We start from the raw sequence: 11,820 nt of genomic DNA, 5'->3' as shown, positions 1-11,820 counted from the left end.
CCGCCAGGCGGTGCACTTCCATCTGCGCAACGCGCAGGCGTGGGCGAACAAGGCGGCCGGTGAGGATCTCACCGCCCAGATCGACCCGGACTTCGCCTTCGGGCCGGAGACCACCGTCACCCGCCACTCCGCCTGGCGTGCCCACCGGCGTCAGAGCTTCCTGCCCACTCCGCACACCATCAGGGCCTGCGACGGGTCGTCGTAGAACGCGAGGTCCCTGGGCCTCCACTCGGGCAGCCAGACGAGCCCCGGATCCACCAGCTCGAACCCGCCGAACAGTTCCAGGATCTCCCCGCGGGAGCGCAGGACGAGGGGCGAGCTGGCCCGCCGGTAGACCTGGGCGCCCCTCTGCGCGGCCTCGGCCCAGTGGTCGTGGGTTCCGTGGGAGAGGACCAGGCAACTGCCGGATGGTACGGCGTCCCGCAGCGTGGCGAGGATGCGCCGGGGGTCGTCGGCCTCGGTGATGAAGTGCATGACGGCCACGAGAAGCACCGCCACGGGCCTGGAGAAGTCGAGATGCCTGTTGATCTCCGGGGCGTTCAGGATCTCCTCGGGCCGTCGCAGATCGCCTGAGACGACTGTGACCTCGCCGCGTATGCCGCGCAGGAGCGCCCTGGCGTGGGCCAGGACGATGGGGTCGTTGTCGACGTAGGCGACCCGGGCGTCCGGGATGATCTGCTGCGCCACCTCGTGGACGTTGCCCTGGGTGGGCAGTCCGGTGCCTATGTCGAGGAACTGGTCGATCCCGGCCCGGGCCAGGAACCTGACGGCTCTGCGGAGAAAGGCCCGGTTCTCCCTGGCGGCGATCCGTACCTCGGGCACGATCGAGAGGATCTCCTCGGCGGCGACGCGATCGGACGAGAAGCTGTCTTTACCGCCGAGGTAGTAATCGTACATTCTGGCGACGCTTGGAGTGTTGACGTCGATCCCGCGTTGCGTCCACTCTTCGTCGGCCACGTTCACCCTCCGCCTGAACAATAGTGAAGATCTCTAGCCCGAGAGTAATGCCCCATGTGTCGGCATAGGCAATATTTTTGGTAGAAGGCATTACCGGTTGTTGTGCTGCGAACAGGCGGCGTGGGCCGTTCCCCTTCGTGCGGGCGGCGGAACCCCGGCGGGCCCCGAAGCCGGAGAACTCGGGGGATCCCGGCTCTCCGTGCCGTACGGGGCCTGCCGGGGGGTGGACGCCGTTCCCCATGGAGGGGGCCGCCGGTTCTTCGCGGAGGGTTATCGACGCCAGACCCGGACCCAGGCCGACCGGCTGGCGCTCTCGTCGAGTTCGTCGTTGCCCTCGAAGACCGCGCGGTACTCGCCGCTCCTCAGAGCGCGGGCCCTGGCGTTGAACCTGCCCTTCCGCTCGGTGTCGCCGGAGGCGACCCACTTCCAGGTGTTGGAGTCGTTGGAACGGAAGTAGATCGCCACCTCCTCGTCCTCCACGCCCTGCCAGCGCCGGTCGTCGTCGACCTGCAGGCGGCCGGTGAAGTAGACCCAGCGTCCCTTCCGGACCGGCTGCGGGCCGGCACGGAAGCTCGACAGGCGGGTCTCGGCCTTCTCCCGCTGCTCCTGCTTGACGGAGAAGTTGACCTGGTCGGTCACCTTCCTGCCGTCCTTGTCGTAGGCGTTGGCGATCGCAAGCCAGCGGCCTTCGAAGTCGTTCTCATCGAAGCTGGTGCTGAAACGCCACAGATCACCCTCGTGCATGATCTTCGGCTCGCGGACGTCCTGGGCGCGGAACCGGTCGGAGACCGGCTTGAGGCGGAGCTCGACCCGGGTCGCCTCCGTCGTGCGGACCTCGATCGTGACCCCCGTGTCCCGGCCGTTCTCAACCACGACCGGGTTGGGGTTCACGCTGTCGACGCGCACGCTCAGGGCGGTGCGCTCGGCGGAAGCCGTCCCGGCGGACAGGAGCAGCGAGCCCCCTACCGCCGCGGACAGCAGGCCGACGGCGATTCGGTTCATCAAGATGTTCCCTCTCCCCGTTGTCGAAAGCGGTCAGGAGTGATCGCTTTCACCTATATAAGACAGGTTTGTCGGGGCAAAGGTTGCTCCAAATCCCAAAAAAGTATGGACAAAGTTTCCATCAAGTAACGTTTCGCGGTAAAGGTGCAGGTCAGGGCCTGTCCGGGAAATCCCTCCAATTTTGGGGACTTAAAGTAAAATATGCCGGATTTGTCGGGAATGGGGTTGACTCTGCCGTCCGATGACCGGACACACGGGGCGGTCCGCCCGGCGGCGGGACCGGAGCGCGCCCGGGACCGCGGATCACAGGTAGCGTCTTCCCATGAGCGCCACCATCGTCGCCAAGGGGATCGCCGCGGGACACGGCGACCGCGCACTGTTCTCCTGCCTGGACCTGGTCGTCGCCCCCGGTGACGTGATCGGCCTGGTCGGCGTGAACGGGGCGGGCAAGTCCACCCTGATGAGGATCCTGGCCGGGCTGCTTCCCCCGGAGCAGGGCACCCTGCGGCTCAGCCCGCCCACGGCCTCGGTCGGCTACCTCCCCCAGGAGCGCGAGCGCCGGGCGGGGGAGACGGTCGCGGGCTTCCTCGCCAGGCGGACCGGGGTGGCCGGGGCCCAGCGCGCGCTGGACACCGCGACCGAGGGACTGGTCGAGGGCCGCCCGGGAGCCGACGACGACTACGCCGTGAGCCTGGAGAGATGGCTGGCCCTGGGCGGCGCCGACCTGGAGGAACGGGCCGAGGAGGTCGTCGCCGAACTCGGCCTGGCGGTGGAGCCGGACCGGCCGATGACGGCGCTCTCCGGAGGCCAGGCGGCCCGGGCCGGGATGGCCTCCCTGCTGCTCAGCCGCTACGACGTGTTCCTGCTGGACGAACCCACCAACGACCTCGACCTGGACGGGCTGGAGCGGCTGGAGCGCTTCGTCGCCGGGTTGCGCGCCGGGACGGTTCTGGTCAGTCACGACCGCGAGTTCCTGGCCAGGACCGTGAACCGGATCGTCGAGATCGACCTCGCCCAGCAGCGGGTCCGGGCCTACGGTGGCGGCTACGAGGCGTACCTCGCCGAGCGGGAGGTCGCCCGGCGGCACGCCCGCGCCGAGTACGAGGAGTTCGCCGGCACCGTCGCCGCGCTCAACCAGCGGGCGAGGACGCAGCGCGCCTGGATGGAGAAGGGCGTCAAGAACGCGCGGCGCAAGGCGCCCGACGGCGACAAGATCGGCCGGAACCTCCGCACCGAGACGAGCGAGAAGCAGGCGGCCAAGGCCCGGCAGACCGAGCGGATGATCGAGCGGCTGGAGGAGGTCGAGGAGCCGCGCAAGGAGTGGGAGCTCCGGATGGAGATCGCGGTCGCGCCCCGGGCCGGCGCGGTCGTCGCGACCCTGCGCGGCGCCGTGGTCCGGCGCGGCGCCTTCACCCTCGGCCCGGTGGACCTGCAGATCGGCTGGGCCGAGCGGGTGGCGATCACCGGGGCCAACGGCTCCGGCAAGTCCACGCTGCTGGCCGCGCTTCTCGGCCGGATCCCGCTGGAGGAGGGGAGCGCCTCACTCGGTCCCGGCGTGGTCGTCGGCGAGGTGGACCAGGCGCGGGGGCTGTTCCTCGGCGACGAGCCGCTGATGGACGCCTTCGGCGCCGCCGCGGGCGACATGCCCCCCGCCGAGATCCGTACGCTGCTCGCCAAATTCGGGCTGCGCGCGGCGCACGTGCTGCGCCCGGCCGCGACCCTCTCCCCGGGAGAGCGGACCCGGGCCGCGCTCGCGCTGCTCCAGGCGCGGGGGGTGAACCTGCTCGTTCTCGACGAGCCGACCAACCACCTGGACCTGGCCGCGATCGAACAGCTGGAGTCCGCCCTCGCCGCCTACCCCGGCACGCTGCTGCTGGTCACCCACGACCGCCGGATGCTCGACGCCGTGCACACCACCGGGCACATTCATCTCGCCGACGGCACGGTCACCGGCGGCTGAACCCACGACGGCCCCGGCGGGCGGCGAACCCGCGAGGGCGGTCGCGGACGGTCACCTGGACAGGTAGAGGATCTTCCAGCTCCCGGCGTAGAGGCAGTTGAGCGAGGGCTTGGCCGCCCTGCCCTCGGCGCAGACCTTGAGCTCGACCTGGTAGACGTCGTGGTAGGCGAAGGTGAAGGGCTTGGGCGTGCCGTAGGAGCAGTTGCGGACGCTGTGGTGCTTGAACGGCAGGTTTCCGTCCGGGCTCCGGTAGGTGACGCGGAAGACCGCCCAGCCGCAGGTCGAGCCCTTGCCGGTCAGGTCGTGGAGCCTGCCGGAGATCCGGGCGGTCGCGGCGGCGGGGATGTCCCGGTGGTCCTCGCCCGAGACCTTCAGGGAGCCGAGCGCCCTGGCCTTGTGACCGGGCGCGTCGTAGGGGCCCCACCGGGTCGCGGACGCGGCGGCGGTGGTGGCGGCGTCCGGCGCGCCGGTCGCGGCCTGTGCGGCCACCGGGGCGGCCAAGGCGATCAAGGCGGCCAGGGCGAGGCCGGCCAGGGGCCGAGTGATCGTCATCGGAGGGGTCCTTTCCTGTCGGGATATCCCGCAGTTTGTGACGGACCGCTTTCAGTTCGGTTGACCGCTCACTGCAGACGAGTATCAGCGGCCCATCAGGGGGAAGGAGCCCGGGACAGGAGGTGGGCGTCATGGAGACCCTGGGGATCGACATCGGCGGATCGGGGATCAAAGGTGCCCCGGTGGACACCGCCATGGGGGAGTTGACCCGGGAGCGGCTGCGGATCCCGACCCCCGCCCCGGCCAAGCCCAAGGCGGTCACCGAGGTGGTCGCGAGGATCGTCGAGCACTTCGACTGGGCCGGACCGGTCGGGGTGACCTTCCCCGGAGTCGTGATCGACGGTGTCACGAGGTCGGCGGCCAACGTGGACGAGTCGTGGATCGGCACGGACGCGCGGGCGATGTTCTCCAAGGCGACGGGCCTGCCCGTGGTGGTGCTCAACGACGCGGACGCGGCGGGCATCGCCGAGATGGCGGTGGGCTCGGCCCGCGACCAGCCCGGCGTGGTGCTCGTGCTGACCTTCGGCACGGGGATCGGCAGCGCCCTGTTCGTCGACGGGCACCTGGTGCCCAACACCGAGCTGGGGCACCTGGAGATCAGGGGCAAGGACGCCGAGAGGCGGGCCTCCGACCACGCGCGTACGGAGGGCGAGCTGAGCTGGGGCAAGTGGGCGGGGCGGGTCGAGGAGTATCTCCAGCGCGTCGAGGCGCTGTTCTCCCCCTCGCTGATCGTCATCGGCGGCGGGGTCAGCAGGAAATCCGACAGGTTCCTGCCCATGGTGAAGGTGCGCACACGTGTCGTCCCGGCCACCCTCCAGAACGAGGCCGGCATCGTGGGCGCCGCCATGGCCGCCGCGACACCGTAGTCGCCCTGTGCCATATGCCGGAAAGGCCGTTGAGATTTTGATCTTCCTTTGACGGACACGCCCTCTTACCTGGGTAGGTAGCGAGAGTTAGCAAGATCGCATCTGCTGGAAGCGGAGAGACGTGATGCACTCGACTGGCGTGCTGGCCCGCTGGATCGTGGTCACCGGGGCGGTGGTCCTCACGGCCGCCGGAGCGGCGGGGACGGCCGCGGCCTCGGGAGAGGGTGAGGAGGTGAGGCTCTCGCCGTACCGGGCGGGGCCGGGGGCCGACCTCAGGATCACGGCGTACGACTGCCGGGGACCGGCCTTCGCCCAGTCGGACGCCTTCCAGGATGAGCCCGAGCTGGAGGAGGACGACTCCGGCGTCGCCGTCGGCTGGGCCCAGGTGGACTACGGCGCGCGGAGCGGTTCGTACACCGTGGAGGTGGACTGCCGCGGTGACGGCGGGACCATCCACGGGGAGTTCTACGTGGTCGACGGCTACGGCCCCAACACCGGGGGCGGCGGTCTCGCCCTGGCCAGGGGCGCGGCGCGGGCGGCGGAGAACTGGAAGGCCGTCCCCCGGCAGACGTCCGGCACCCTGCCGGGCTCGATGCTCGGCTGGGAGACCGGCGGGGCCGCCGTACTCGCCGGTGCCGGCCTGCTCGCGCTGCTGAGGCGCCGCAGGGTGGTGAGGCGCGGCTGATCCTCGGGCGGTCCACTTCGACCGGCCCGCATCCCACCGGAGCGGCCCGTATCCCACCGGACAGGGCGGAGAATATTGAGGTGCGCAGGGTGCGGAACGTCGGGCACCATGGGCGGTTGGCTCCTGATCTGTGGGCCGAACGTATTCTGGTCGCAGTATGGGAACACCTTCGTTGACATCTCCCCTCGCCGAACTCCACGCGCGCCTGCCCGAGCTCACGCTGCGTGACCAGCGGCGGTTGCGGCGCCGGCTCGACGGCGCGCGCAGAATCAGAAACCGTGCCGCGCAGCAGAAGATCGCCGCGGAGATCACCTCCGACATCGAGAGGGCGGAGCGCCGGGTGGCCGAGCGCCGGGCCGGAGTGCCCGCGGTCACCTATCCGGACGCGCTGCCGGTCAGCCGGCGCAGAGACGACATCCTGGCGGCGATCCGCGATCACCAGGTCGTGATCGTCGCCGGTGAGACCGGTTCCGGCAAGACGACCCAGCTGCCGAAGATCTGCCTGGAGCTGGGCCGGGGGGTCCGGGGACTGATCGGGCACACCCAGCCGCGCCGGATCGCCGCCAGGACCGTGGCCGAACGCGTCGCCGAGGAGCTCGGCACCGAGCTCGGCGACGCCATCGGCTACAAGGTGCGCTTCACCGACCAGGTGAGCGACGGCACGCTCGTCAAGGTGATGACCGACGGCATCCTCCTGGCCGAGCTGCAGACCGACAGGGAACTCGCCCAGTACGACACGCTGATCATCGACGAGGCGCACGAACGCAGCCTCAACATCGACTTCATCCTCGGCTACCTCAAGCAGCTGCTGCCGAAACGGCCGGACCTCAAGGTCATCATCACCTCGGCCACCATCGACCCGGAGCGCTTCTCCAAGCACTTCGGCGGGGCGCCGATCGTGGAGGTCTCCGGCCGGACCTATCCGGTCGAGGTCCGCTACCGGCCGATCGGCGAGGAGGACGACCAGATCCAGGCGATCGGCAAGGCCGTGGACGAACTCTGCGCCGAGGGGCCGGGCGACATCCTGGTCTTCCTCAGCGGCGAACGTGAGATCCGCGACACCGCCGACGCGCTCTCCAGACGCGAGGACACCGAGATCCTCCCGCTGTACGCCCGGCTGTCGGCCGCCGAACAGCACAGGGTCTTCCAGCGCCACACCGGCCGCCGGGTCGTGCTGGCCACCAACGTGGCCGAGACCTCGCTGACCGTGCCCGGCATCAAGTACGTGGTCGATCCGGGATTCGCCCGCGTCTCCCGTTACAGCCACCGCACCAAGGTCCAGCGCCTGCCCATCGAGGCGATCTCCCAGGCTTCGGCCAACCAGCGCAAGGGACGCTGCGGCCGTGTCTCCGAGGGGGTCTGCATCCGGCTGTACGAGGAGGACGACTTCCTCACCCGCCCCGAGTTCACCGACCCGGAGATCCTGCGCACCAGCCTCGCCTCGGTCATCCTGCAGATGACCTCCATCGGCCTGGGCGACATCGGGGCCTTCCCGTTCGTCGAACCGCCGGACCAGCGCCAGGTCAAGGACGGCTACGACCTGCTCCAGGAGCTGGGCGCGTTCGACCAGGTCAAGCAGATGACCCCGCTCGGCCGGAAGCTGGCGGGCCTGCCGGTGGACCCGCGACTGGCCCGCATGGTGCTGGAGGCCGACCACAACGGCTGCGTCCGCGAGGTCATGGTCATCGCCGCCGCGCTGTCCATCCAGGACCCGCGCGAACGCCCGGCGGACAAGCAGCAGGCCGCGGACGAGAGACACCGCCGCTTCGCCGACAAGGAATCGGACTTCGTCTCCTACCTGAACCTGTGGAACCACCTCCAGGAGCAGCAGCGGGAGCTGTCCTCCAGCGCCTTCCGGCGGCTCTGCAGGGCCGATTTCCTGAACTACCTGCGCGTCCGCGAGTGGCAGGACGTCTACAGCCAGCTCCGCCAGATGTCGAAGTCCCTCGGTGTCACGCTGAACAGCACCCCCGGCGACGAGCAGAAGATCCACATGTCCCTGCTCTCCGGCCTGCTCTCCCACATCGGGGTCAAGGACATCGACAGGAAGACGCCGAACGACGGCCCACGCAGGCCGGCCGGCGAACCGCGCAGGCCGCTCACCGAGTACGTCGGTGCCCGCAACGCCCGTTTCGCCATCTTCCCCGGCTCCGCGCTCGCCAGGAAGCAGCCGCTGTGGGTGATGTCCGCCGAGCTGGTGGAGACCTCCAGGCTCTGGGCCCGGGTCAACGCCAAGATCGAGCCCGAGTGGGTCGAGCCGCTCGCCCAGCACCTGGTCAAGCACACCTACTCCGAGCCGCACTGGGAGAAGAACCAGGGCTCGGTGGTGGCCTATGAGAAGGTCACCCTGTACGGCGTGCCGATCGTGGCGCAGCGCAAGGTCAACTACGGCCGCATCGACCCCGAGCTGAGCCGGGAGCTGTTCATCCGGCACGCGCTGGTCGAGGGCGACTGGGAGACCCACCACGCCTTCTTCACCGAGAACCGCAGGCTCCTGGAGGAGGTGGAGGAGCTGGAGGAGCGGGCCCGCCGCCGTGACATCCTCGTCGACGACGAGACGCTGTTCGACTTCTACGACCAGCGTGTCCCCTCAGACGCCGTCTCCGGGCGCCACTTCGACTCCTGGTGGAAGAAGGCCAGGGCCGACCAGCCCGACCTGCTGAGCTTCGAGAAGTCGATGCTGATCAGCGAGTCGGCGGGCGACGTCAGCCGTCGCGACTACCCCGACGTGTGGCGCCAGGGCGGCCTGCGCTTCCCGCTGACCTACCAGTTCGAGCCCGGCACCGACGCCGACGGCGTCACCGCCCACATCCCGATCTCCCTGCTCAACCAGGTGAACGCCGACGGCTTCGACTGGCAGATCCCCGGCCTGCGTGAGGAACTGCTCATCGCGCTGATCCGGACCCTGCCCAAGAACATCCGGCGCAACTTCGTGCCCGCCCCGAACTACGCCGGACAGGTGCTCCAGCGGGCCGAACCCACCCAGGAACCGCTACTCGCGGTGCTGGAGCGGGAACTGCTCAACCTGACCGGCGTCCAGGTGCCGAGGGACGCCTGGCAGCTCGACCTGGTCCCAGAACACCTGAAGATCACGTTCCGGATTGTCGACGGGCGCAAGCAGAGACTGGCCGAGAGCAAGGACCTGGCCGAACTGAAACGCCGGCTCGCGCCCAAACTCCGCCAGACCCTCTCCAAGGCGGCGGACGGTCTTGAGAGGTCCGGGCTGACCACGTGGACCGTGGGGGAGCTGCCCAAGACGTTCGAGCAGCGCAGGATGAAGGCCTATCCCGCGCTGGCCGACGAGGGCGCGACCGTGGCCGTGCGGATGTTCGAGACCGAGGCCGAGCAGCGCCGGGCCATGTGGGAGGGCACCCGCAGGATGCTGCTGCTCAACACCCCGTCCCCGGCCAAGTCGGTGCTCGGCCGCCTGGACAACCAGTCCAAGCTCGCCCTCAGCCGCAGCCCGCACGCCGGTGCCGCCGCGCTGTTCGACGACTGCGTCGCCTGCGCCGCCGACGAGCTCATGGGCCGGTACGGCGGCCCGGTCTGGGACGGCCCGGCCTTCACCGCCCTGCACGACAAGGTCCGCGCCGAACTGTTCGACACCACCGCCGAGGTGGTGACCAGGGTCGAGGCCGCCCTCAAGGTCTGGCACAAGGTCATCACCCTGCTGCCCGAGGCCCGCTCCACCCCCGCCGTCGAGGACATCCGCGACCAGGTGGCCGATCTGGTCTACCCCGGCTTCGTCACCGACACCGGTTTCAAGCGCCTGCCCGACCTGTTCCGCTACCTCAGGGCGGCCGAGCGGCGGCTGGAGAAGCTCCCGGACGACCGGTTCCGCGACGAGGAACGGATGCACAAGGTCCACGACATCGAGGACGAGTACCACGAACTGATCGAAAGGCTTCCCCCGGCCCGCCGCTCCGCCGACGACGTCCTGCAGATCCGCTGGATGATCCAGGAGCTCAGGGTCAGCTACTTCGCGCAGACCCTGGGCACGCCGTACTCGATCTCCGACAAACGCATCCGCAAGGCGATGGAGCAACTGTAGGCCCCACCTCCCCGGGAGCCGCGAACGCCGTTCCCGGCCCCCGCGAGAGCCGCGAACCCCACCCCCGGCCTTCCGCGAGTCGCGAACGCCGTTCCCCGGCTCCAGCGAAAATTCCCGGCTCCAGCGAAAGCCGCGAATGCCCTCCGGTGTCCCAGATGTCTTCGCCGGGGGTCTTTCACCACTCGCGCCGGTACGGCGAGTGGTGAAACCGGCCCGTCCGGCGCCGGTGCGCGACGCCCGACCGGCCACGGCAGGCCGGCCGGGCAGAGCGCCGTCAGAGGAAGATCGAGGTGTCGAGGTCGAAGCCGACGGGGGAGGGGAGCAGGATCGGTTTGCCCATCTGGACGTGAGTCATGGTCCGGTAGGCGCCGTCCGCGGGGTCGCTGAGGACCGTGACCGCCGGAGGCGAGGCGATGGGATCGATGATCAGCATGATGGGGATCCCCCCGTTCGCGTAGATCCTGGGCTTTGTGGCACGGTCCATCTCCATGCTGCCGGCCGAGACGACCTCGGCCGCCAGGATCAGCGCTGAGGAGAGCAACTCCCGATCGCCCCGGAGCGGGGCGTCCACCGGTGCCAGGCAGTAGTCGGGAACCACGGTGTCGCGCGGTCCTTCAATGCAGACATCGACGTTTCCGACAAAGCTTTCCCAACCGTGCTCTTCCAGAACGGGCAGGAGTGCGAAGGCGAGACGCATGGCGATGCGTCCGTGCCGGGGGATGCCGGAAGGGCTCACGGTCAGGTTCCCGTCGATGGTCTCGGCGGGAAGGCAGAGCGTGGGGGGCAGGGATTCGAAGAGCTCTCTCGGGGTGCGAGGCAGGATGTGCCCCGCTGGAACCGTGGCCTGCTCCGGCTGAGAGACGGTCTGCTCTCCGGCAGGGGTGTGCCGACCGGATCGCTGCGGGGCTGTCATCACCATTGACCTGTATCCCTTCGTGTCCGAACAGACACTCCAAGTATTTCATGGGATGCCTGCGGCGGCGGAGGACATGCGCCATGGCTATGACGCACCTTGTCCTCCTTTTCCGGACTAAGAAAGTGATCACATGGGCTGCGGGCCCTCATCTAGAGTCGTCCGCGTGCCTGATCTCTCCTACCTCGCCGCTGTCCGGGAGTCGTACGACGCGGTCGCCGCCGACTACTTCGAACAGGTCAAGCCCCCGGCCGAGCTGGATCCGCTGTCACGTGGGATGTTGAACGTGTTCGCCGAGGTCGTGCGAACGGCCGATCTCGGGGCCGTCGCGGACCTGGGATGCGGGCCCGGCAAAGTGACGGCGCACCTTGCCGAGCAGGGAGTGCCCGCGTTCGGCATCGACCTGTCGCCCGCAATGGTCGAGTTGGCCCGTAAGGCATACCCACATCTGCGCTTCAGCGTCGGCTCGATGGCCTCGCTTCCGATCGAGGACAACGAACTTGGCGGCATCCTTGCCTACTACTCCACCCACCACACGCCACCAACGCTGTTGCCGGTCGTGTTCAACGAGTTCCACCGCGTTCTCGCACCCGGCGGCTGTTTGATGCTGGCCGGCCACGTGGGAGTCGGCCAGCATCTACGTCCAACACAGGCGTATGGCGGCCATCAGGTGTCTTACGAGTCCTACCTGTTGCCGCCAGATCGGATAGTCGAGCTCTTGAAGCAGGCTGGGCTCGTCATCACAGCGCGCTTGATGGAGGAACCCGACGAAGGAGCTCAGAGGACCATCGCTACCTTTCTTGCCCGCAAGCTCGAACGGCCTTGAAGCTCGTA

9 protein-coding genes and 1 pseudogene are annotated in these 11,820 nt (G+C 69.1%); 6 read left to right on the top strand and 4 right to left on the bottom strand.

Annotated elements, in window-relative coordinates; translation table 11 throughout:
* Positions 1-205 (top strand): annotated as a pseudogene (locus ABZ194_RS23355) (hypothetical protein); the annotation flags it as partial.
* Here the strand turns inward: ABZ194_RS23355 and ABZ194_RS23350 are convergent.
* A complete protein-coding gene (locus ABZ194_RS23350; protein WP_355599122.1) occupies positions 151-957 on the bottom strand; it encodes an SAM-dependent methyltransferase in 807 nt (268 codons plus the stop codon). The pseudogene ABZ194_RS23355 and the gene ABZ194_RS23350 sit on opposite strands and share 55 nt — an antisense overlap.
* A 270-nt stretch (positions 958-1,227) precedes the next feature.
* Positions 1,228-1,959: a hypothetical protein gene (locus ABZ194_RS23345; RefSeq protein WP_355599121.1), complete on the bottom strand. Its 732-nt coding sequence runs from the start codon at positions 1,957-1,959 to the stop codon at positions 1,228-1,230.
* A 322-nt stretch (positions 1,960-2,281) separates the two neighbouring features.
* On the opposite strand from ABZ194_RS23345, the gene ABZ194_RS23340 reads away from it, so the two are divergent.
* Positions 2,282-3,919, top strand: a complete 1,638-nt coding sequence (locus tag ABZ194_RS23340; protein WP_355599120.1) for an ABC-F family ATP-binding cassette domain-containing protein — start codon at positions 2,282-2,284, stop codon at positions 3,917-3,919.
* Positions 3,920-3,970: 51 nt separating this feature from the next.
* On the opposite strand, the gene ABZ194_RS23335 is transcribed toward ABZ194_RS23340, so the two are convergent.
* On the bottom strand, positions 3,971-4,471 hold the full coding sequence (locus ABZ194_RS23335) for a hypothetical protein (RefSeq protein WP_355599119.1): 501 nt from the start codon (positions 4,469-4,471) through the stop codon (positions 3,971-3,973).
* Positions 4,472-4,602: 131 nt separating this feature from the next.
* On the opposite strand from ABZ194_RS23335, the gene ppgK reads away from it, so the two are divergent.
* The 3 genes from ppgK (at position 4,603) to hrpA (ending at position 10,073) form a co-directional block, all read left to right on the top strand.
* Positions 4,603-5,337 (top strand): polyphosphate--glucose phosphotransferase, encoded by a 735-nt coding sequence (gene ppgK, locus ABZ194_RS23330; protein ID WP_355599118.1) that lies wholly within the window; start codon positions 4,603-4,605, stop codon positions 5,335-5,337.
* A gap of 121 nt (positions 5,338-5,458) precedes the next feature.
* Positions 5,459-6,022 carry a hypothetical protein gene (locus ABZ194_RS23325; protein WP_355599117.1) on the top strand — a complete coding sequence of 188 codons (564 nt, stop codon included), beginning with the start codon at positions 5,459-5,461 and terminating at the stop codon, positions 6,020-6,022.
* A 157-nt stretch (positions 6,023-6,179) separates the two neighbouring features.
* Entirely contained in the window at positions 6,180-10,073 is a 3,894-nt protein-coding gene (hrpA, locus tag ABZ194_RS23320; protein WP_355599116.1) for an ATP-dependent RNA helicase HrpA, read from the top strand.
* Positions 10,074-10,347: 274 nt separating this feature from the next.
* Here the strand turns inward: hrpA and ABZ194_RS23315 are convergent, their stop codons facing one another.
* Positions 10,348-10,986 carry a Uma2 family endonuclease gene (locus ABZ194_RS23315; RefSeq protein WP_355599115.1) on the bottom strand — a complete coding sequence of 213 codons (639 nt, stop codon included), beginning with the start codon at positions 10,984-10,986 and terminating at the stop codon, positions 10,348-10,350.
* 166 nt (positions 10,987-11,152) lie between these two features.
* Here ABZ194_RS23315 and ABZ194_RS23310 point away from each other — a divergent pair, with 166 nt between their 5' ends.
* Complete coding sequence (locus tag ABZ194_RS23310) at positions 11,153-11,812, top strand: class I SAM-dependent methyltransferase (protein ID WP_355599114.1); 660 nt, start codon at positions 11,153-11,155, stop codon at positions 11,810-11,812.
* Positions 11,813-11,820 lie beyond the last annotated feature (8 nt).

The organism is Streptosporangium sp. NPDC006007 (genome assembly GCF_040614315.1).
Taxonomy (GTDB): Bacteria; Actinomycetota; Actinomycetes; order Streptosporangiales; family Streptosporangiaceae; genus Streptosporangium.
Note: the sequence above shows the minus strand (reverse complement) of the source record. Positions and strands in the feature narration are given on the sequence as shown.